Source organism: uncultured Adlercreutzia sp. (genome assembly GCF_958431955.1).
GTDB lineage: Bacteria > Actinomycetota > Coriobacteriia > Coriobacteriales > Eggerthellaceae > Adlercreutzia.
Window position 1 is genome coordinate 1 of the sequence record NZ_CAUASN010000041.1, and the last position, 22,442, is coordinate 22,442.

At 64.7% G+C, this 22,442-nt stretch carries 16 protein-coding genes; 2 read left to right on the plus strand and 14 right to left on the minus strand.

What is annotated here, in order from left to right:
- From Q5064_RS10085 to Q5064_RS10105, 5 genes are all read right to left on the minus strand, one after another.
- Positions 1–457: hypothetical protein (locus Q5064_RS10085; protein ID WP_302964354.1), on the minus strand; the 457-nt coding region annotated here is incomplete at its 3' end.
- Between the two features lie 2,426 nt (positions 458–2,883).
- Positions 2,884–4,836: a glycosyltransferase gene (locus Q5064_RS10090; RefSeq protein ID WP_302964355.1), complete on the minus strand. Its 1,953-nt coding sequence runs from the start codon at positions 4,834–4,836 to the stop codon at positions 2,884–2,886.
- A 49-nt stretch (positions 4,837–4,885) separates the two neighbouring features.
- Positions 4,886–6,133, minus strand: a complete 1,248-nt coding sequence (locus Q5064_RS10095) for a CDP-glycerol glycerophosphotransferase family protein (RefSeq protein ID WP_302964357.1) — start codon at positions 6,131–6,133, stop codon at positions 4,886–4,888.
- Between the two features lie 16 nt (positions 6,134–6,149).
- Positions 6,150–7,172 carry an alcohol dehydrogenase catalytic domain-containing protein gene (locus Q5064_RS10100; protein ID WP_302964358.1) on the minus strand — a complete coding sequence of 341 codons (1,023 nt, stop codon included), beginning with the start codon at positions 7,170–7,172 and terminating at the stop codon, positions 6,150–6,152.
- Between the two features lie 3 nt (positions 7,173–7,175).
- A complete protein-coding gene (locus Q5064_RS10105) occupies positions 7,176–7,880 on the minus strand; it encodes a 2-C-methyl-D-erythritol 4-phosphate cytidylyltransferase (protein ID WP_302964360.1) in 705 nt (234 codons plus the stop codon).
- Positions 7,881–8,101: 221 nt separating this feature from the next.
- Here Q5064_RS10105 and Q5064_RS10110 point away from each other — a divergent pair, with 221 nt between their 5' ends.
- Positions 8,102–9,229, plus strand: a complete 1,128-nt coding sequence (locus Q5064_RS10110) for a CDP-glycerol glycerophosphotransferase family protein (RefSeq protein WP_302964363.1) — start codon at positions 8,102–8,104, stop codon at positions 9,227–9,229.
- Between the two features lie 121 nt (positions 9,230–9,350).
- Here Q5064_RS10110 and Q5064_RS10115 read toward each other — a convergent pair whose 3' ends face one another.
- The 7 genes from Q5064_RS10115 to Q5064_RS10145 all read right to left on the minus strand — a co-directional run bounded on the left by Q5064_RS10115 (position 9,351) and on the right by Q5064_RS10145 (position 18,625).
- The gene (locus Q5064_RS10115; RefSeq protein ID WP_302964364.1) at positions 9,351–10,100 is read right to left on the minus strand and encodes an ABC transporter ATP-binding protein; all 750 of its coding nucleotides are present in this window, start codon (positions 10,098–10,100) and stop codon (positions 9,351–9,353) included.
- The gene (locus Q5064_RS10120; RefSeq protein WP_302964366.1) at positions 10,090–10,899 is read right to left on the minus strand and encodes an ABC transporter permease; all 810 of its coding nucleotides are present in this window, start codon (positions 10,897–10,899) and stop codon (positions 10,090–10,092) included. Before Q5064_RS10120 ends, Q5064_RS10115 begins: the two co-directional genes overlap by 11 nt.
- A gap of 210 nt (positions 10,900–11,109) precedes the next feature.
- Positions 11,110–12,159: an MraY family glycosyltransferase gene (locus tag Q5064_RS10125; RefSeq protein ID WP_302964367.1), complete on the minus strand. Its 1,050-nt coding sequence runs from the start codon at positions 12,157–12,159 to the stop codon at positions 11,110–11,112.
- A gap of 109 nt (positions 12,160–12,268) precedes the next feature.
- Positions 12,269–14,614, minus strand: coding sequence for a glucosaminidase domain-containing protein (locus Q5064_RS10130; protein ID WP_302964368.1), 2,346 nt, complete (start codon positions 14,612–14,614; stop codon positions 12,269–12,271).
- 430 nt (positions 14,615–15,044) lie between these two features.
- Entirely contained in the window at positions 15,045–15,548 is a 504-nt protein-coding gene (locus Q5064_RS10135) for a C40 family peptidase (RefSeq protein ID WP_302964370.1), read from the minus strand.
- 216 nt (positions 15,549–15,764) lie between these two features.
- Positions 15,765–17,900, minus strand: coding sequence for an NAD-dependent DNA ligase LigA (gene ligA, locus Q5064_RS10140; RefSeq protein ID WP_302964371.1), 2,136 nt, complete (start codon positions 17,898–17,900; stop codon positions 15,765–15,767).
- 185 nt (positions 17,901–18,085) lie between these two features.
- Entirely contained in the window at positions 18,086–18,625 is a 540-nt protein-coding gene (locus tag Q5064_RS10145; protein WP_302964373.1) for an HdeD family acid-resistance protein, read from the minus strand.
- Positions 18,626–18,789: 164 nt separating this feature from the next.
- Here Q5064_RS10145 and Q5064_RS10150 point away from each other — a divergent pair, with 164 nt between their 5' ends.
- Entirely contained in the window at positions 18,790–19,716 is a 927-nt protein-coding gene (locus Q5064_RS10150; RefSeq protein ID WP_302964375.1) for an NAD(P)H-hydrate dehydratase, read from the plus strand.
- Here Q5064_RS10150 and Q5064_RS10155 read toward each other — a convergent pair.
- Together Q5064_RS10155 and Q5064_RS10160 are read right to left on the minus strand one after the other, a co-directional pair.
- Positions 19,713–21,545: an ATP-binding protein gene (locus tag Q5064_RS10155; RefSeq protein WP_302964377.1), complete on the minus strand. Its 1,833-nt coding sequence runs from the start codon at positions 21,543–21,545 to the stop codon at positions 19,713–19,715. The two genes, Q5064_RS10150 and Q5064_RS10155, sit on opposite strands and share 4 nt — an antisense overlap.
- 21 nt (positions 21,546–21,566) lie before the next feature.
- Positions 21,567–22,442 (minus strand): isomerizing glutamine--fructose-6-phosphate transaminase (locus tag Q5064_RS10160; RefSeq protein WP_302964378.1); only part of this gene is annotated, 876 nt, incomplete at its 5' end.

The following is a 22,442-nucleotide window of genomic DNA, read 5'->3' on the forward strand; positions in this document are numbered from 1 at the left end:
CGTCGATTATTCCAGAGGTTAAATTGCGCCAAATGCTCTTCTCAATCTTTTCATCAGACAAGCTATAGAATTTGTAGATCAAATGCTCCTTCACATACACGGCGCATGAATTTCTTGAGTCGAACGAATACTCTCTCTGCACAGTTAAATCAGCGTAAGGACCATTTACGGTATCTCGCACCTCATCAAGACAAACTCTTATTAGATTATCACCGACACTTTGAGGCTCGATATCCATAGTCGATCGCATTGCCTTTTGCGCGACAGATTGCAAAACTTCCGCAGGAATATTTGATAAAACTAAGCCTTCGTCATGAAAAAGCACCTCAAGAACCTCGGCCGCGTTATTCTGGGTTAAATCCCTTTTATAGGAGCTAAGGTCAAACACATATGCAACAAAACAAGCACAGAGCAGACTCGAGAGAATTGTGCTCAAGAAAATCAGCAGTTCGTCCAAGAAGGATTGTGGCTTGATTACGCTTCCAAAACTCAGCCGAAGGACGAAAATGAGAAAGAGCAGGACGATAGAGATAAGGCAGGTAGTACCCAAATTGTCCCGAACCACTCTGAGCGTGTTACGAATTTTAGTTTGAAAATATCCTTCAGACCTTGAAGGCATCTTATCTCGCTCCAATCGTTTACGCAAAGCAGCATTATCTACAACCTAAGCAGCATCGAAATATAAGTTTATCATTTCGATCGACAAAAACGTTTAATCAGCGTTAAATGCTGGATCAATGGTCGCCCTTGGCGATCCAACGATTAGACGATAGGTTTATTTGCACGGCGAAAATTTCCCAGACTCGACCGACGCACGTTCGGGTAAACCCAAGAATCATGAACTACCCCAAAGGGACGATTTTGCTCCAGTATCCCTCAATTCTCGAGAATCGTGTGAAACGTTCTTCGTATTATTCAGTAGCTCTTAGCGCCAATATAGTTTCTACCAGTTTCGCCAATCTATTCCAATCAGATACGCCAATGCTCTTCTGTTAATTACATACACCAGTATACTTTTAACCATTTTCAGCTACTCCTTCCTCTCTCGTTCATGACGGACAGGACTTTGAGCCAGTAGAGGTTCACCCTGATACTCTGCGTTGTGAAAATACAGTAGGAGAGTCCTCGGTGCCATTCGATCAGGTCATGACACCCATCAATGCCATGACCAAAAAAGCGTACCGCTCTTCACTATTGCTGACCGAGCTGAAAGATCTTAAACTAAGCGCAAAGTTCGACAAATGATCGACCTCACACTCGTCCACAATCCAGAGAGAGATGGCGGCAACCCTACAGGCAGCGTGAGTGCATCTTCCACGGAAGCCCCGGACGCAATCACCTCAAAACTCCAGGGGTAGAGCACATAAGAAATTGTTGGATTTGGTTTGAATTCGCTCAAGGGTTTTCGCTTCCGCAAGGTACAAACCTCGTCCATTTACGAGTTTAAAACAGATTATCTGACTGACGTTCGCCCTGTCCGGGAATAACTATCTTTTTGAGGCAATGGACAGCCGCTCATCGCCGCCCACGATACTTTTTTTGTTTCTGGAACCTTACTGCAAACATCCACCTCTTTGGTCGCTGCAAACCTCCACCACCTCCGACCTCCAATAGCGCGCCAGATCAGCACGAGGAACCAGCTGATAGTTATGAGGAACCCCCATGGAACCGATGGCGATGGGGCCGCCGACAGCCTTCGGTACTACCGTTGGGCAGTTGCGACGATATTAATACAACAGACGCATTGCCATTAAAATAAGCGCATCATAGAGTACACGCCTTATGGTGGCGCTGGTAGCCCAAAGATGCAGCGCAAAATTGTGCAAATCATTGAGGTGATCGCCCATCGTTGAAATGTTAAACCTGATGGATGCGCCATAGCCGATGAGTGTATACCAATCCGTTGTCAACGCAAATCGCTGTCCAAATGCGCATCGCGCCCGTGAAGGCAATAGCCCCTCCCAGTGCTCCTTCGATAGGGGAGGGAAGAACCCACGCAACGAGAACGGCAATTGCAAACAGCAGCGTTACGGCATGGCCCACCAAACAGATGAAACCATTAAAGAGCTAGCGAACTCTGCGCAGTTGAGCAAAGCCAAAAACAAGTATCAGCGCCATCGTCGACGTTGCTGAATACAAGAAGAGACACTGAAGGATACCGACACAATACAGCGAGGCGTTTCGCACCGCGCAGCCCCTCCGCACAATCGTGTCAAGCACCAGCGATGCTCTCGCTGAAGGCAGGCAATGTGGATAGACGAATTCTTGTGATCGTAAAAATTCAGAGATTGGCGGGCCGAGGGATCGGTAACTTACAGCCACACCAGCACCGATACAGCGTTGAGCATCGAAAACACACTCGTTACAATCGTGACCGTCCACAGCAACTCGCGCATCCTCCCCAGTTCAACATGGCTTGCGGAGGGCATCCGCAGCACCGCCACCGCAACAAAGCCCCAGTCATGGAATCACTGCGTGAAAGTCCGCAAACGAGCATGAACGCAACCACGGCGATGGCGAACAGCTGAAGCGGCCCTTCGGCGTGCGGAAGAGGTGGAGCGCCGTCATCACCGCCATTGCAGTCATCCACTCAGTAAAATAGATCTGGCCGAAAACAGAAGAGATCATATGCCGCAAAACCCACCGATCCGAAAAGCGGGAGCGGCAGAACGGTGAAAGGAGGGCACACCGTCAATCCATCCCGAACGAACTTCGCCTTTGAAGAGCGACGCTGCCTGATACCCAAGACACGGCGAGCAAGATTGCCATCGAAGAGATGCTCTGCGTCAATTCTGGCTACGGCTCGGGCACCATCTGGAATTTGCGCAAGGCCTAGACGGTATCGAACCATCTTGCTCTTCGACATAACTGCAAATGAAACACCTATTGTGTCGAGCTCGCGCATACCGCTTCCGCTTCCCCATTGAACAAATCAGCGAAATCAAGCAGGCTCTTCTCGGGCATGGGGCTGTAGGTGGCGAAATCGTCGGTGGGGGCGACGATCTTCTTGGCGGCGCAGAAGAGCATCTTGTGGCGGCGGGAGCCGAAGTCAACGATCTTGCCATGCGCGCCGGGTCGCGGGGGCTTCTGGCCCGAGCGCGCGGCGTAGTAGCGCGCGATGCCGTCGTTTCGCCGGCTGTCGCGCTCGAAGCGCGCCCACGCCTCGCCCCGGTCGCCGGGCTCGTCGGCGTACAGCCAGATATCCTTCCCTTCGGCCAGACGGCGTATCAGACGGCGATCGAGACGCGTCTTCCAACGCGGCACGCGGCCCTCCATCTGCTTCACCGCCGCATCCCGCGCCTTGCCCTCCAGGCGGTCCACGACGATTTTGGCCCCATCCAGATCGAGCCTTACCCGCCACTCCCCCACAATGCGCGTATGGCGCAGCGCGTAAGCCGAGCGGGCCAGCTCCCTCGCCGACCAGGTCAGGGGGATGCTCGCGCCGTCGAGGCGCAGGTCGAGCCGGATATCCTCGCTCTCCCCCAGATCGCAGGCGAGCGAGAACGCGAAGGTGCGCCTCGTGGGCGCTGCGGGCGTCTGGCAGTATTCCACCGTCTCCTCCAGCGCGAGAGGCAGGGCCTCCCCCTCCCACTCGTCGCCTTTCAGGCGCCGGCGCAGCAGCAGCTCCACACTCCCCTCCCATCTAACGAAGAAGAGCGACTCCAGCCTGCCTGCGACCGACAGCACCCCGTCGCGCACCGCCACGCGCGTCAGCACCACCTTCGCGCTGCCTGCGGCGAACAGGAGTCCCTCGCCCCGCGTGATCGCGAGCGCGCCCGGCGCCGCATGCCAGCTCAGGGGCTCGCGGCGCTTCAGGCCGAGCACGAGCAGCCGATGGTCCTCGCGCAGGTTGGGATGGCGCAGGATCAGCTCGTCGTCCACGCGCTCCAGAAGCGCGCCCAGACGGCCGAGCGCCTCGTCGTAGGCCGCGCCCTCTCGATGGGACGGAAGGGCGATGCCCGCCTTCAGCTTCCACGAAAGGTCGTTCACGAGCAGCCCCTGGATGTAGGGGGGCACCTCGCCCTCGTAACGTCCGAAGAAGTCCTCGAACAGGGCGATGTTGTTGTCGTAGAGGCTCTCCGGCTGCCGCAGGGCGGTGGAGGCGCCCTCGTCGCTGCGCATCCAGCGGTACTCGGCATCGGCGCAGAACCCGAGCTTCATGCTGCGCTCCAGCACGTCGGTGCAGTACTTCTCGTCCTCGTGCACGACAACACCGTTGGCCGGCGCGAAGTCGAACAGTACGTTGTCGCCGAGGCGGTTGCGCACGGCCACGTTCATGGTCGCCTGGGCGACGGTGGCGTTCTCCGGCCGCGTCAGGTCGTATACGCCCGTCTCGCGCAGCACCCCGTAGCGGTGGTGGGGCCGCTGGCGCTTGCCGTCGCGGATGGAGACGATGGGGTACGTGACCAGATCAACCTCGTCGGCGCACGTGTCGAAGAAGTCCGCGACGTTGGCCAGGGTCTCGGGGCTCAGCGTATCGTCGGGGTCGAGGAAAAATAAGTAGCGCCCGCGCGCCGCCCTGATGCCCGCGTTGCGGGCCGCCGACACGCCGCCGTTCTCCTGAGAGATGACGCGTGCCCACGGACGGCTCGCGGCGAACGCGCGGCACAGCTGCGCCGACTCGTCTGTCGACCCGTCATCGACGAAGAGCACCTCCAGGGATTCCTTGTCGATCGTCTGGCCGTCCAGGCACGCGAAGCACGACTCCAGATGCGTCGCCTTGTTGTACACGGGAATCACCAGCGACACCCGCAGGGGCGCCTCCGCGTCCCTCGGCGCTCCGGTCGTCTCCGCCGCGCCCACCGCGCCCTGCTTCTCCCTGCTCGTTTTCTCCACGTTCGCCGCCCTCTCGTTCTTGGCCGCCGGCCGCCTTACGGCATCCATCCTAGCCGCGCGCGGATGCGCGCAGCACGTCCTCGCCGAACACCTCGCCGATGATGCGATCGGTCGCATGGCCGTCGCAGGCGCTCATGAACCGGTCGCGGAACGCCTCCACCTCGGAGGGGTCGAAACCCTCGGCCGCGGCCTGCAAGGCACCGATGACCTCCTCGGTCGTCGCGCACACCGGGCCGGGGGTGAGCGCCTCGTAATCGTAGTAGAAACCGCGCCAGTCGGCGTAGTCGTCCCTATCATAGGCGAAGAACACCATGGGACGGCCGAACAGCGAGTACTCGAACACGAGCGACGAGTAGTCGGAGACGACCGCGTCGGCGCAACAGATGAGCTCGTTGATGGCGGCCTCGCGCGTAACATCGAAGGCGAAGTCGCGGCAGTCCTCGGGAATGGGGGGCAGCTCGCGCACGAAGGGGTGGTGCTTGATGAGGAGCACGGTATCGGCGCCGAGCGCCTCCTTCATGGCCGCGATGTCGAGGGCTGCCGGGCCCTCCGCATGGGCCACGCGCCCGCGGAACGTCGGGGCGTACAGCACGACGCGCTTCCCCTCGGCCGCCGGCACCATCTCGAGCAGCTTGCGCCGGCTTTCGGCCAGATACCCCTCGTCGAAGAACACGTCCGTGCGGCTCACGCCCACCGGGCGCACCACGCCCGGCTCGTCCTGCAGCACCATGGCCTCCTCGTAGGCCCATGCCACCTCGGGGCTGCTCACCGTCACCAGCGACAGGTTCTTGTAGAAGGGATGGCGCAGGATGTCCTCGCGCGAGCCCCCGAAGATGAGGTCAGCCGTACTCATGCCCCACTTCTTGAAGGCGCCGCACGCGTGCCACAGCTGCACCACCGTGGTCTCGGGGCGCAGCAGCACGCAGCTGACCACGTTGGACGCATCGTTGAGGAACACGTACTGGGCAGTGGCCATGTCCCTCACGAAGGCGAGGCAGTTCCGGTAGTACTGGCGCAAGCGCACCCGCGTCTCGCCGAGCGAGACGAACTCGAGCGACAAGGAGGGCACGCAGCCGAGGCGCTCGTAGAGCACCTCGAAGCTCTCCGGCAACTCCGGTTCCTTGTTGTCCAGGAAGATGACCTTGCCCGCCTCCACCGGCTGCCGGGCGGCCCGGCGGTAGGCGGCCGGGAGCACCCAGAACAGCAGGATGTCCTTTGCCAAACGCCGAACGCGTCTCAGCACCGCCCCCCTCACGCGCTGGGGCAACGGCTTCTCGTCCTTCTCTTGGTCGCTCACGAACGCTCCCTCTTCCCTACATGTTCCACCGAATGACGGTCTTGCCCATGGGCTTGCGGATGTCCGACTCGAAGGCAGCGGCGATGTCGGCGATCTGCGTCGCCTCGTTCACGCTGCACACGAGCGAGGCCAGGTAGTCGAGCACCTCGGGATGGTCGCGGTACAGCTGCACCGTGGCCTCGAAGTCCTCGCGGCCGCTGCGGCTGCTGCCGAACAGGCGCAGGCCCTTCTCCAGCACCATGCGCGTGTTGATGGGCACGTTGTTCTCGGAGACGCCGAGCAGCGACACCGTGCCCTCGGGGTTGATGAGGTCGATGATCTGCTCGATGGCGGCCACCGAGCCCTCCCCTCCCGCGCACTCGAAGGCATGATCGACCAGGGCCACACCCTCCACATCGCCCACAAGATGCGTCTCGTCGGCGAAGGTGAAGTCGTGCAGCTTCGACTCGTTGCGGCCGAACACGACGATACTCGCCTCGGGATAGCGCAGGTGCAGCAGCAGCGACACGATGAAGCCCATGTTGCCATCGCCCCACACGCCGATGCGCTCGCGGCGCCCGTGGGCGATGGCGTCGAATCGCGAGATAGCGTGGGTGGCCACGCTCACGAGCTCGGTGAAGGCGGCCACCTCCCGGTTCACATCCTGGGGCAGGCCCACCACGCGCTCGGGCGGCAGTACCATGGCCTCCTGCATGAAGCCGTCGAAGCCGCTGCCGCAGAACCGGCTCGATCGCAGGTAGTTCTCGGCGATGAAGGCATCCTCCTCCACCGGCGCGTTCGGCAGCATGACCACGGCGTCGCCCGGCTGGAAAGTGCCGGTGTCGTCGCTCACCACGCGGCCTATGCCCTCGTGGATGAGCGCCATGGGCAGCTTGCGGTCGAGCACTTCCTTGCTGCGCGTGCCCTGGTAGTAGCGCTGGTCGGCGTTGCAGATGGAGAGGTGCGTGGGCCGCACGACCACCTTGCCCGTGGTATCCTGCGACACGACCACGGGCTCGAAGGTGCGCGGGGCGACCAGACGGTAGACGGTGTTCAGCATGGCCTACGCCTCCAGCATGGCCTCGGCAACGCGGAGGTCCTGAGGGTAGGTGATCTTGATGTTCGACACATCGCCGCGCACGAGGGCCACCTCGCGGCCGCGCAGCACGAAGGCCTTGCAGGCGTCGGTGAGGATGTCCCGCTCCTCGTCGGTGAGTGACTCGAGCATCTCCTTGAGCGCCCCCAGGTTGAAGCTTTGGGGCGTCTGCCCCTGGTAGAGCACGCTACGGTTCGGGATGGAGGAGATCGTCTCGCCGTCCAGGCTCTCCACGATGGTGTCGGTGGCCGGCACCACGGTGTCGCAGGCGCCGCAACGGCGCGCGGCCTCGATGTTCTCCTCGATCATGCGCAGCGACACGAAGGGACGCACGGCGTCGTGGGTGACGATGACGTCATCGGCCGTCGCGCCGCATTCGCCCTCGAAGTAGCGGACGGCGTTCATGATGGTGTCGTTGCGCGCGGCGCCCCCGGCCGCCACCGCCACGGCGCCAGCGTACTGCGGGCAGTGCTTCTCGATAATGTCACGCGTCTGCTGCACCCAGGTGGCCGGCGTGAGCACGAGCACCTTGTCGAAGCAGCCCGCGGCGCAGAACTTCTCCAGCGTGTGCACCAGAATGGGCTTCTCGCCCAAGAAGAAGAACTGCTTCGGCTTGTCCGGATTCCCCATCCGAACCCCCGACCCACCGGCAAGAATAGCAGCAAACTGCATAGAGGCTCCTTTATAAGGACGACGTTGCTTGTATCCTTTGCATTTTACCACCGACAAGGGCAACGCCCTCCGCGTGCCTGCCAGATGCACAAGGAGCACAGGGGAGGACGGACGTTGCCTCCCGCTGATGCAGCCTATTGCCAGCGCGAGAATCAGACATCGGCCTGCGCAGCGTCGGTCGTGCTACCATAGCACCGTCCATTTCATACGAAAGGTTCCGCATGCGCAAGATCGCCGTCGGCATAGCAACTGCCCTCCTGGGAGCGCTCTATGCGCTCTGTTCGCTGTTGCCGCAGAAGCGGCGTATCGTGTGCATCAGTCGGCAGAGCGATGGCGAGCCGGTCGACTTCCGGCTTATCCGCGACTACTGCGAGCGGCGCGATCCGCCGTGGAAGGTCGTCATCCTCGCAAAGCAGCTGTGCAACCCCGTGGCCTACCTCGCCGAAATGGTGCGGCAGGTCTTCTACATCGCCACGAGCCGAGCGGTGGTGCTCGATTCCTACTGCATCGTCGTGGGGCTTCTGCACGACCGCATCCGCGTGCCCGTCGTGCAGATCTGGCACTCGCTCGGCAACATGAAGCGGTTCGGATACACCGCCTTCGGCACCGACGAGGGGCACTCCGAGGCGACGGCGCGTCTCATGCACATGCACGAGGGCTATGACGCCATCGCCATCTCGTCCTTGAGCTTCACCGAGCCCTTCGCCGCGGCCTTCAACGCCGCGCCCGCATGGCTCTTCGAGGCGCCCCTCCCCCACGTGGACCTCCTCCTCAGCGCCGAGCACCGCGCCTGCCAACGCGAGGCGATCCTCGCCGCCTACCCCCAGCTGCGCGGCCGCGAGACCATCGTCTACTGCCCCACCTTCCGCAAGCAACCGGCCGCCAACGAGGAGGCTGCCACCCTGGCTCTCCTCGACGCCGTCGACTTCGACCGCTTCAACGTCGTCTACAAGCCCCATCCCGTGAGCAAGCAGGTCATCGACGACCCCCGCGTCGTCACCATCCCCGGCAGCGCCTTCGACGCCCTCTTCGTAGCCGACTACGTCATCAGCGACTACTCCACGGTCATCTACGAGGCGGGGCTTTTGGGCCTGCCCATCTACCTGTATGCCTACGACTGGGACAGCTATCGCGAGAAGCGCGGCCTCACCATCGATTTCGAGAACGACATGCCCGCGCTCTTCACTGCCGACCCGCACGCGATTGCAGCCGCCATCGAGGCCGGCTCCTTCGACCATGCGGCCTACGCCGCCTTCACCGCCGCCAACGTGGCGCTCCCTGCCGAAGGCTCGTGCACCGAACGCATCTGCGAGGCGATCATCGGGATGGAGAAGCGGCGCGACAACTGAGCCCAGCGGCTACGAGACGGCACGCATCCGGGCTCGGCGGAACAAGCGGGCCCAGAAGACCCCGGGGCAAGGACACGACACCGAGCCGCAACCCTCCGGCACGGTCGCTGAATCGGAAGCCCTACTCGTGGCCCTCGTAGAACGCGATGGCGTCCTGGATGCTCCCGTCGAACTTCTTCGTGCCCTTGTCCAGCACGATGCCGCGAGTGCAGAACTCCTGGGCCGCCGACGAGGAGTGGGTGACGAACAGCACCGTCACGTTCTCGTCCTCCATGATCTCGCGCACCCGGGCGAAGCACTTCTGCTGGAACTTCTTATCGCCCACCGACAGCGCCTCGTCCACCACGAGGATCTCCGGATCGCTCGACACGGCGAAGGCGAAGCCCAGGCGCGACTTCATGCCCGACGAATACGTGCGCACCGGCTGGTCGATGTACACGCCCAGCTCGGCGAATTCCACCACCTTGGGCTCCAGCGCGGCGATCTCGTCGGCATCGAGGCCCATGGCGTGTCCGCGCAGATGGATGTTCTCGCGGCCCGTGAGCGCCATGTCGAAACCGGCCGTCAGCTCCAGAAGCGCGCTCACCGTGCCGTTGACCGTCACCTCGCCGGTAGTGGGGAACGTCACGCCGGTGATCATCTTCAGGGCCGTCGACTTCCCCGCCCCGTTGTGCCCCAGAAACGCCACGGCCTCGCCCTTGCGGATCTCGAAGGACAGATCGTTGCTCGCGTTCACCTTGGTGACGAGCTTGCGCTTGTCCTTGCCGCGGAACACGCTGAGGAAGCGCTGGCGATCGTTCTCGTAGAGCTTGTAGGTCTTAGTCACATGGTCGAATTTGATGGCGACGGGCGCCTGCTCGCTAGAGGACATCGGCCACCTCCTCGTGGGTGCGGCGGTAGATGACGAGCGTGACCACCAGCGTGACCGCGAACACCACCACGAATCCGACGAGCGCCTCGGGCTTCTCCCAGATCCACATCTTGTCGTACACCGCGCAGCGGTACATGGTCACGATGAACGTGATGGGGTTGAACATCAGAATGAACTCTATCACCGGCACGTTCAGCTTGAACACGTTGAAGATGATGCCCGACAGCCAGAACAGCGGCGTCGAGAGCGTCTTCATCAGGTTCATGAAGTCCTTGCTGATGGCCGAGAGCAAGCTCGTCACCAGAGAGAACATGTTGAAGAACACGAACATAAGCACCAGGGCCACCGGCAGCTGCAGCAGGTACAGATCCACCGGCTGGCCGCACAAGAAGTACACTACCAGAAGCGCCGCCACGAGTCCCAGCTGGATGATGAACGTCGAGATGCTGAAGATGGTGGGAATGCCCGAGAGCGGGAACTTGATCTTGGTCACCAGGTACGAGTAGCGCTTGAAGATGTTGATGCCCGTACCGAGGATCTCCTGGATGTAGAACCACGGCACGAGGCCGCCCATGAGCCAGAGGATGTAGGGCACATCCGACCCCGTCTGGTCGGCGCTGCGCAAGCCCACCTCCAGGGCGAACCAGAACACCAAGATGTACACCGCCGGCTTCGCGAAGAACCACAAGGGCCCGAGCACCGCGCCGGCAGACACCTTCTTCAAATCGAACAGGCCGAGGCTCAGAATCTGCTTGCGCCAATCCCACTGTTCCTTGAGTATCTCAGAGAGTGTGCTCACGATCCTCGTTTCTCGCAACCAATAACGGCGAGGTTCCATTCTACCATTGCTTCGGAGCCATCACATTACCCATATGCGATTCATCGACCGCAGGGACTTGGCGGCCACGCTTCCCCGGATCTTTCTCGGAACGGATGGAGGGCTCGCCGACGACGCGGCCCGGGAACGAGCTTGCCCGCAACCTCGATCGGAGCGATCGTCCCGAGGCGCCTACCGCCCGTGCTTGCCGTACCAGCGGGGCTTGTCCTCCTGGCGGGTGTGGCGGCCGTGGTAGTGGTGGCGCAGCACCTGGTCGAAGATGCCGATCTTCCACAGGATGTAGAACGAGCCGACGAGCATGACGGCCATCATGGCCCACACGGCGATGCCGTGGGTGGACGACATCACCCAGGCGCCGATACCGAGCAGCGTCGTCCACGCGTACACGATGACCACCGACTTGCGCACGCCGTAGCCCTTGCGCAGAAGCATATGGTGCAGGTGCTTCCGATCGGCCTGCTGGATGGGCTTGTGGTGGTATAGCCGCCGCGCGATGGCCGCCGCCGTATCGGCGATGGGCACCGCGGCGATCACCACGGGCACCGCCAGCACGATGAGGGTCGGCGAGCGCATGACGCCCATGAGCGAGATGACGCCGATCATGGCGCCGAGGAGCAGCGAGCCCGAATCGCCCATGAAGATGCTCGCCGGCGCGAAGTTGTAGCGCAGGAAGGCCAGCGTTACGCCGAGCAGCATGATGGAGAGCATGGCCGTCTCCTCCATGCCACGCCCGAACGCGATGAGGAACAGGAAGAACGACGCGATGGCCGCGATACCCGCGGCCAGGCCGTCCAAACCGTCGATGAGGTTGATGACGTTCATGAAGCACACGAGGTAGAGCACCGTGAGCGGGTAGGCGAGCCACCCGAAGCTGATGAAGCCGGCGCCGAAGGGGTTCGCGATGCTGGAGAGCAGAAGCCCGGACGCGGCGATGATGGCGGCGCCGAGCACCTGGCCGGCGAGTTTCACCCGCGGTGCGAGGGAGTACACGTCGTCCAGGGCGCCGGTGATCACCACGACCAGAAGGCCGCACATGACGCCCACGTGGTTGATGCTCCCGTGGGCGGGGTGGACGTAGATGCCGGCCCAGCCGAGGAAGAACTCGCCGCTCACCTCCACGATGATGGCCGCGGCGATGCCGCAGGCCATGGCGACGCCGCCCATCCGCGGCACCGGGCGCTTGTTCACCCGGCGCTCGCTCGGATAGTCGACGGCATCCAAACGCAGTGCGAGCCTTCTTGCCAACGGGACGCAGATGTACGTCACGGCGAAGGCAATCAGGCCCAGCACCAGAAAATGTCGCAGTGTTACTCCCACGCAGGCCGGCTGGCTAGAACTCGAGGCCCTGCAGCCACTCAGTCAGCTCCTCGAGCGCCTCGTCGGAAACACCCATGCGCTGCTCGCGCTCCTGGAGGTACTTCTCACGCTCCACGAACATGGCCAGCTGCGCGTCGCTGTACTCGGACAGCGCCACATCGCGCACATCGACCACGCGCTTGGCGAAGTCGGGCAGCTTGTCGTTCATGGCGGTGATCTTCACCACATCGCCCGTGTGCGGCGCCTCCACGTAGTAGCCGTCGCCCAGGTACATGGCCACGTGGTGGACATCTCCCCCGTCGGCGAAGAACAGCAGGTCGCCCGGCAGAAGCTCCGCGAAGGGAACCTCCACGCCCACCTCGCACTGGTAGTACGTGGTGCGCGGCAGCTCGATGTTGAACACCTCGCGGTAGCAGTACTGCACCAGGCCCGAGCAGTCGAAGCCGGCCGGCGTGGTGCCGCCCCACAGGTAGGGCACGCCGAGGAAGGAGTTCGCCAGCGACGTGAGGTCGTTCAGCGTGCGGGCCTCGCGCACCGGCAGCGGGGCGCCGGCGGCGATGAGCTTGTCGAAGCCCTCGAAGCGCTCGGCATCGATGGCGTTCTGATGCTGCTGCATGGCCGTGTCGGCGGCCGGCATGGAGGGCTTCTCCAGATACACCGGCACATGGTAGAGCTCCTCGGCGCGGGCCATCTGCTCTTCCCAGGTGGCGAGCGCCTGCTGGTACTCGCTCGTGGCGTCCACGTAGTCGTAGTACTCGGCCACAAGCTCGTCGTAGGCCTCCTTGTCGGCCACGGGATCGAGATAGAGATCCAGCCCCGTCACCTCGTCCTTCACCGGCAGCACGAAGGTCTCGGTGAGCTCGTAGGTGAGCGGCACGTCGAAGCGGGTAAGGTCGTAGGTCTCGATGAGGTCCTGCAGTTTCTCCGAATAGAAGATGTCGGTGGCGTAGCGGCCCACGAGGAAGTCGCAGGCGTCCACGAAGGTGTCGGTGTTCGACTTGCGCGCGCCGGCGTAGAAGTCGCCCATGGAGTTGGACAGGAGGTCGGCGTAGTCGGACAGCGACTCGTCCACGGTATCGTACTGACGGAAGTCGGCCGTGATGGTGTAGGTGGAGCCGGAGCCGTCGTCCTCGCGGGTGGCCAGGGCCACGGAGTTGCCCTTGTAGGTGCCCTTGATGCCGAACAGGTTGTTGTTGGGCGCCTGGGCCAGCTGGGAGTTGCCCGAAGCAGACTCCAGGATGGCCTGGGCGATCATGACCGAGGCGTACAGGTCGTTCTCGGCCGCGATGGTGCGGGCCGACTCGCCCACCAGCGAGATGAACTTCTCGGTGGTGAGATCCTCGCTGTAGTGGCGCGCCACGTAGGAGGAGTTGTCCATATGGGTGAACGAGATGGAGGGCACCGTGACGGCCACCTGCTTGAGCGGCGTCTGGGCCTGGGCCTTGTTCACCGCGGCGGTGTGGCTCGCATCGGTCGTGCCGCCGGCGCCGTCGGGCTTGGGCTTCTGCACGTTGTCGTCCACCGGGTTGCTCGGGTCGAGCGCCGGGGGCTCGGGGGTGTCGGGCGTCGAGGGCTTCTCGGCGTCGCCTCCCTCGTTGCCGTCGCCGGGCTTCTGCTCGCCGTCGTTGCCGCCGTCCTCGCCGGGCTTCTCCGCATCAGCCTGCTTGCCCTGGGAGATGAACACGGTCACCGTGGAGCCGGGCTCCACGGCAGTGCCCCCCTCGGGGTTCGTGGCGATGACGCAACCCTTGGCCACCGAGTCGCTGTACTGGTACTCGACCGCGGCCGTAAGGCCCGCGGCCTCGAGCGCGGCTACGGCGTCCTTCTCCAAGGTGGAGGCGCCGAAGGTGGGCACGACGGGCTTGCTCGTGCCCTCGCCGTCGCCCTCGCCGGGTGCCGACGGGTTCTCAGGGAGCACGCCCTCGGTGCCATCGCCGCCGGGGACGGAGCCGTCACCGGAGCCCTCACCGGAGCCGTCGCCCTCGTCGGCGCCGCCCTCGGTGCCGGCATCGCCCGCGCCCTCGTCGGAGCCGCCCTCGGCGTCGGTATCGGTCGCGGTATCCGAGCTGTCGCCGCTCTCCTCGGGCGCCGCCGGCTCGGAGGGAGCGGAATCCCCCTCGAGCGCGTCGTTCAGATCCTTCTGGTAATCGCTCTCAGATTCATAGCCGCCGTTGGCCTTCTTGACCTCCACGTCGGCGACGGAGGAGCCCTCCTGGGTCTCGTCGGCCTCGCGGACGTTCGGATCGCCGTCGCCCTCGTCGGCATGGGCGGTCTTGTAGTTCGCGGCAACGCCGCCCACAGGGGCAACGACCAGGGCAGCAGCTGTGAACAGCGAAACTGCGTTCTTGGGTGCGGTCATCACGCCTCCTCTTTGTTCATCATCTCCCACGAAGCCCGCGCCCCGCAGGTTGCGGGGTATGCGAACCCAAGGCAAATCCTTGCCTCGAAGCATGCATTATAGCGCGACTTTCCGCGCTGTCCAACCTGCGAAAACGTCTCGTTGGAGCAGTGTTTCGGTGATGAAATCAATGAGAAATTGAGCCGAATTGACGCAAAATTGTTACTGAACTGGCATTTTACGGAAAGCTTCTTCCCATTCGGCTCCAAACGGGGCCGTGGACACCCTGTGAATATTTTTTCCGTAGGCGACTTTTTTCGCTGATGAACGGGGTCACGGTTGCGAATGAGCGCCGAAGAGGCCGCGGGCGTCCGGGGATGCGCCCCGGGCGACCCGCCGCGAGCCGCTCGGGGCGAGGCGCTGGATGCGGACGAGGCGCTCCCCTTCCCCGCTAGGCGACGAGGCGCTTGGCGAAGGTGGGGACGAAGTAGTCGAAGGTGGCGCGCATCACCCGGCCGCCGCCAGTGGAGGCGTGGATGTACTCCCCGTCGCCGGCGTAGATGCCCACGTGGTACACGCCGCTGCCGCTGCCCCAGAACAGAAGGTCGCCGGGGAGCAAATCGTCGAGGGACACCGCCTCGCCGAGCGCGCTCTGCTCGGCGGCGGTGCGCGGGAGCTCCATGCCGAGCGCCTCGGCGAAGACCCAGCGCGTGAAGCCGGAGCAGTCGAAGCCGGCGGGCGTGGTGCCGCCGTAGACGTAGGGCACCCCGAGCTGGCCGTCGGCCGCGTCCACCACCGATTGACGGCGACCGGCGCGCTCCTCCTCGGCCGCGCGCTCGGCGGCCTCGTCGGCCACGCTGCCGACGTAGTCCTTGATATCGCTGGCGAAGCCCTCCACCTTCGTGAAGGGGCTCTCGATCACGCCCTCGTCGGCCGAGGCCTCCGGAGCGCTCATCGCGACCATGGTCGCGGAAAGGGCGCAGGCGAGCACAAGCGTGCGAGCCCGCTGGGAAAATGTTCTGTGAATAAGCATGACGGCGAGTCTATAAGGCGCGCCGAGACGTGCCAAGGCCCTCCACAAGTCCCGCGCGAGATGCCGACAGGGCGCCCACGTTCACTTCGCAGGCCCTGCGCAACCGCTCCGCAGGACCTCCATTCCCGATAGGCCCGCTCAGATATCCCGCGGCACCTCGCCCGTCTCCAATATATGTAAGAGCGCCGCCTCATCGAGCACGGGCACGCCGAGCGAGACCGCCTTGTCGTACTTGGAGCCCGCCGCCTCGCCGGCCACCACGAAGCTCGTTTTCTTCGACACCGACCCCGACACCTTCGCTCCCATGGCCTTCAGACGAGCGCCGGCCTCGTCGCGGGTCATACCCGAAGCGGCCAAGGTGCCGGTGAGCACGAAGGTGAGCCCCGAGAGCACCTGGGGCACTTCCTTGCCCGGCGCCATGGCCTCGGCGGCCATGGTCACGCCGGCCGCGCGCAGCCGCTCGATGACCGACACGTTGTCGGGCGTGCGGAAGAAGAGCCACACCCCGTGGGCCACCTTCGGCCCGATGCCGTTCACTTCCGCCAGCTCGTCCCCCCCCGCTGCCGCGAGCGCCTCCATAGAGGGGAAGGCATCGGCCAGAAGCTCGGCCGTGGTCTTGCCCACATGCCGGATGCCCAAACCGAAGAGCACCCGCGCGAACGAGCGGGACTTCGAGGCCTCGATGGCCGCCACCAGCTTCGCCGCGATGGTGTGGCCGAGGCGGATGATCTCGCCGTCCTTGTTCACACGCCCGGTGCTCGTGGCGGCTAGCTCGTCCTCGGTGAGCGAGTAGTAGTCGGCCACATCGGCCACACGCCCGCTTTCCACGAGCCGGCTTACGATCTCCTCGCCCATGCCGTCGATGTCGAGCGCGCCGCGGCTCGCCCAGTGCAGCAAACGCTCCAAGGCCTGGGCCGGGCAGTCGATGGAAATGCAGCGGAAGGCCACCTCGCCCTCGTCGCGCACCACGGGGCTTCCGCAGCTGGGGCATACGCTCGGCATCTCCCAGATACGGGCCTCGGGGCTGCGCAGGCTTTCCACCGGCCCCAGCACCTCGGGAATCACATCCCCCGCCTTCCGCACGATGACCGTGTCGCCCACGCGCACGTCCTTGCGGTGCACCTCGTCCAAGTTGTGCAGGGTGGCCCGGGCCACGGTGGACCCGGCCACCACCACCGGCTCCAGCTCGGCCACGGGCGTGAGCACGCCGGTGCGGCCCACCTGCACGGTGATGTCGCGCAGAAGGGTGGTCTTCTCCTCGGGCGGGAACTTGAAGGCGATGGCCCAACGCGGGGCGCGGGCGGTGAATCCCATAGCCGCCTGGCGCGCGAAGGAGTTCACCTTCACCACCACGCCGTCGATCTCGTAGGGCAGCGCGTCGCGCCGCTCGATGGCCGCGCGGCAGAAATCGCGCACCTCGCCCTCGCTCTCGCACAGCTTCACGTCGGGGTTCACGTGGAAGCCGGCCTCGCGCAGCCACTGGAGCAGCTCCCACTGACCGGTGGCGGCGAGGGCCCCCTCGTCGGCGATGGCGTACATGAAGGTGGACAGATCGCGCCCCTGGGTGATGCGCGCGTCCTTCTGGCGCAGCGATCCGGCAGCGGCGTTGCGCGGGTTCGCGAAAGGGGCCCGCCCCTCGGTGATGGCGGCGGCGTTCAGCACCTCGAAGCTCTTCTTGGGCATGTACACCTCGCCGCGCAGCTCGAGCGCGTCGGTGCCGGGCGTGATGGCGGCAAGGGCCCCCTCGCGCAGGCGCAGGGGCACGTCGCGGACGGTGCGCATGTTCACGGTCACGTCCTCGCCAGTGGTGCCGTCGCCGCGGGTGGCCGCCCGCACGAGCACGCCGTCCTCATAGGTAAGGGCGATGGAGCTGCCGTCGATCTTCAGCTCGCAGCAAAGCGGCGGGAGCGCGCCCCCGCAGGCCTCGCGCACCCGCTCCATCCACGCGTCCAGCTCGCCCAAGTCCATGGCGTTGTCGAGCGAGTACATGCGCTGCTCGTGCACTACCGGCGCGAACTGCTCGCCCACATATCCGCCCACGCGCTGGGTGGGCGAGGCGGGGGTAACAAGTTCGGGATGGGCCGCCTCGATCTCGCGCAGCTCGCGCATAAGCGAGTCGAAGGCCGCGTCCGATATGGTGGGGGCATCGAGCGCGTAGTACTGGTAGCTGTGGTGCTCGATCTCGCGCCGGAGCGCCGCGGCCCGCGCCGCCGGATCGCTCGCCGTGTGCGCCATGTCCGCTCCGCTGAAGAGCGCTTCCTGATCTTCGGCCATAGCCCTGTCCCTTCCGCAAAAGAGGGCCCGGACGAATCCGGGCCCTCGGTTCATTCGCAGCGGCTATGATACCACCGCTTCACGTTCGCAACGCCGCCCAAAAGGGTCGCCGACCAAAGGCGGCGGCCAAGACCGAGCGAGCCTGCCGCCCCGCACCCGCACCGCCGAGCTCGGCCGGCAGGGGCCTAGTGGTTGTGGGCAACCGTCACCCGCGCCTGGGGCAGCGACACGCCGAAGACGGCCATCTGCACACCGCGGGCCATGAGGAAGAAGCCCAGGAACAACGCGAAGGTGCCCGGCGCCACGATGAACGCGATGCCGCAGAGCAAACTCACGATGCCGGAGAACAGCACCCAGCCCCAGCCGGGCATCTCGCGGTGGAACCGCACGGCGGCCACGACTTCGAAGATGCCATAGGCGATGACGAAGATGCCCATCACCCAGGGGATCACCACGGCCGAGGCCACGGGATGCACGATGAAGAGCACGCCCAAGACGATGTCGCACACCGCATAGGCGAGCGCCCAGGCCGAAAGCCCCTCCGCACGGCGGTACTTGAAGTACGCCCACGCATCCACGATGCCGGCGGCCAAAAACATGCATCCGGCGATGATGGCGATGCTCACGAGCGTCAGCCCCGGCACCATGAGCAGCACGAACCCGATGAGGATCAGCGCGATTCCGGCGGCGAACAGCCCCCAGTTGCGTCCTACTTTGATATCCATACGTCACCACGCTCCTTACGCCCCGAAGGTATACTGTAACGAGTACCATTCTAGGAGCGGCGCCGGGCGCCGCCCGGGCGCGCAACCCACCCGTTGACGACGGGAATGCTCCGTGTTGACGCGCTGTTATGGGAAGAAACGACCCGATCATCCGAGGAGTCTCCATGAACGCCCCCGCCGATTTCTCCCCCGCGCCGAACTCTTCTGCCACCCCTGTTCCCTCGCGCGACAATGCCGCGCTGGCAGCGCTTCTGCCCTGGCCCGATGCCCGGGCGAACAAGTACACGCGGGGCAAGCTCTCCCTCGTGGCGGGTGCCGCCGCCTACCCGGGTGCCGCCTGCCTGGCCGGCACGGCCGCCGAACGGGCGGGCGCAGGCTACACCGAGGTGTTCTGCGCCGGCAAGTCGCTCCTTGCGGTGCGGGCCTTCCGCCCCTCCCTCGTGGCCCGCGACTGGCGCGAGTGGCATCCTGCACGACAGGAAACCCCGCGCGCCGGCCACCCGGCCGCCTGCGTCATCGGCTGCGGCTTCGACGGAAGCGCGCCCCAGCGCGAGCTGGTGGCGGAGACGGTGCGGGCAGCCGCAGGCCCGGTGCTCGTAGACGGCGGAGGCCTCGGTCTCATCGCCGATGAGACGGGGCAGCGCCTGGCGCGCGAGCGGGCCGAGCGCGGCACGGGAGCGCTCGTGCTCACGCCCCACGGCGGCGAGGCGGCACGTCTCGCCCGGGGCGCGGGGCTGGAAGGAGTGCCCGAGGGGCCCGAGCTCGCGTGCGCCCTCGCCCAGGCCTATTGCGCGCTCGTCGTCCTCAAGGGGCCGGCCACCTACATCGCCGATGCCGAGGGCGCGGTGGAGGTCATGGACCGCGGCACGGCGGCGCTCGCCAAGGCGGGGACGGGAGACGTGCTCGCGGGCATCGTAGGGGCGCTTCTGGCCCAGGGGCTCGCCCCGCGCGACGCTGCGGCCCTCGGCTGCGCGCTGCACGCCGAGGCCGGCCGGGCCGCCGCCGAAAAGATCACCGAGATCTGCGTGGCCGCCGAGGACGTGATAGCCTACCTGCCCCAGGCCATCCGCGCTATCGCCAACGCCCGCTAGCGGGCCAGGTTCGCCACGGTGCGCGCGAGAGTGGCCACGTCGATGGGCTTGGCCACGTGTGCGTTCATGCCCGCGGCCAGAGCCTCCCGCTCGTCCTCGGCGAAGGCGTTGGCCGTCATGGCGATAATGGGAATCTCCCGGGCGTCGGCGCGGTCGAGGGCGCGGATGGCCCGGGCGGCCTCGTGCCCGTTCATCACCGGCATCTGCACATCCATGAAGATCATGTCGTAGGCGCCCGCCTCGCTTCGGCCGAACTTCTCCACCGCCACCTGGCCGTTCTCGGCCACTTCGCAGGTAGCGCCGTGAATGGTGAGGATGGCGGCGATGATCTCGGCGTTCAGGTCGTTGTCCTCAGCCACGAGGAAGTGCTTGCCGCCGAGGGCCTCATCCACATCCACCGCCGGGGCGGAAGCGGGCTCCTCGCACTCCTCCGGCCCCGCCTCAGCCGGCGGGAACTCCAGATCGATGATGAAGACCGATCCCACATCCAGCTTGCTGCGCACGGAAATGGCGCCGCCCATGAGATCGACGAGGTTCTTCGTGATGGCCATGCCGAGCCCGGTACCCTGGATCTTGTTCGTGAGCGTGGATTCCTCCCGCGAGAACGAGTCGAAGATGGTGGTCAGGTAGTCTTCCGACATGCCGATGCCGTTGTCGCGCACGAGGATGCGCACGTGCTGCAGGGTACCGTGGCGGGCGAGTGACCCGTCGATGCGCAAGAGGATCTTGCCCCCGGCATCGGTGTACTTCATGGCGTTCGACAGCACGTTCATGAGAATCTGGCGCAGGCGCCCCTCGTCTCCCACGAGCCGGTCGTGGGAGACGCCCGTCACCTCTACGGTGAAGGTCTGGTTCTTGGCATCGGTCTGGGGGCGCATCATGGCCTCTACCGCGGCCACGGTATCGGCCAGCGAGAACGGCTCCGCGGCGAGCTCCGTCTTGCCCGACTCGATCTTCGACATGTCGAGCACGTCGTTGATGAGCCCGAGCAGATGCCTTCCCGACAGGGCGATCTTGTGGTTGTACTCGCGCACCGCCTCCTCGTGGCCGGCCTCGCGGTCGATGAGCTCCGAGAAGCCGAGGATGGCGTTCATGGGCGTGCGGATGTCGTGGCTCATGGAGGCGAGGAAGTTGCTCTTGGCGCGGTTGGCATCCTCGGCGGCGGCCACCGAGTCCATGAGGCGCTGGCGGATGTCGTGCTCGTCGGTCATGTCGGTGAGCGAGTAGATGACCTTCGCGTCGCCGCCGAGGGTGACCGGGCAGCTCGTGATGCGCAGCCACATGTCGCGGCCGAAGGCGGCGTTGAAGCACTGGAACTCCCAGGTGCGCCGCTCGCAGGGCGCGCCCGAGTGCACGATAGCCGCCACCTTCGCGTAAGCCTCGTTGGACGAGAGGCGGTCCATGACGAAGAACTTCGATGCGGGCACGCCCAGTATGTCCTGCACGTTCTCGAAGACGGCCTCCACCGCCTGATCCTCACAATCCACGATGAAGATGGCCGTGTCGATGTTCTCGCCGATGGCCTGGTAGATGCTCTGCACGTGGCGCTCGCCGCGCAGCTCGCGGCGGTTGCGGTAGATGAGCAGCGCGCCGATGGCGGCCACGGCCAGAAGCGTGGCCCCCACGACGATGATGACCATGCGCGCAGTCATGCCGACGATGGCGGCGCCCTCGGCCTGGTCGTTGGGCATGATGGAGTCGGCCTGCACCACCAGGCCGTGAATGGCGGAGAAGTAGTACAGGCTCGTGGCGGCGATGACCACGGCGAGCACGACCACGACCGCCGCGACGGCCGCGAAGATATAGCGCGAGTCGAACCTCTGCCTCATAGCCGCCGGATTCCCTCCGGTCTATTCCACGGTGACGGACTTCGCCAGGTTGCGCGGCTGGTCCACGTCGCACCCGCGCAGCACGGCCACCTCGCGGGCGAGCAGCTGCAAAGGCACGCTGGCCGTGATGGGGCTGAAGGCGTCGCGCACCTTCGGAATGTAGATGACGTGGTCGGCGTGCTTCAAGATCTCCTCGTCGCCCTCGGTGGCCACGGCGATGATGCAGGCCCCGCGCGCGCGGGACTCCTGCAGGTTCGACACCACCTTGTCGTAGACCGGGCTGTTCGTGGCGATGGCGATGACCGGGAAGTTCTCGTCGATAAGGGCGATGGGCCCGTGCTTCATCTCGCCGGCGGCGTAAGCCTCGGCGTGCAGGTAGCTGATCTCCTTGAGCTTGAGCGCCCCCTCGTAGGAGGTGGCGGCGCCCATGCCGCGGCCGATGAAGAGCGCGCTTTGGGCATCCACCATGGCGCGGGCGGCCTCTTCCACCGCCGGGCCGCACTCGGCGAGGATGCGCTCCACCTGCTCGGCGGTGTCGGCCAGCTCGCTGAACAGAAGCTTGATCTGGCCGCCGGTGAGCTGGCCTTGGGACTGACCCAAGAGCATGGCCAGAAGCGTGAGGGAGGCCACCTGGCCCAGGAAGCTCTTCGTGGAGGCCACGGCGATCTCCTTGTTGGCCTTGGTGTAGATGACGCCGTCGGACTCGCGGGCCACGGGGCTTCCCACCACGTTGGTGATGCCGAAGACCTTCGCGCCGCGCACGCGGGCATCGCGGATGGCGGCCAGAGTGTCGGCCGTCTCACCGGACTGGGACACGGCCACCACGAGCGTGGTCGGCGTGATGATGGGGTTGCGGTAGCGGAACTCGCTGGCCACCTCCACCTCGCAGGGGATGCG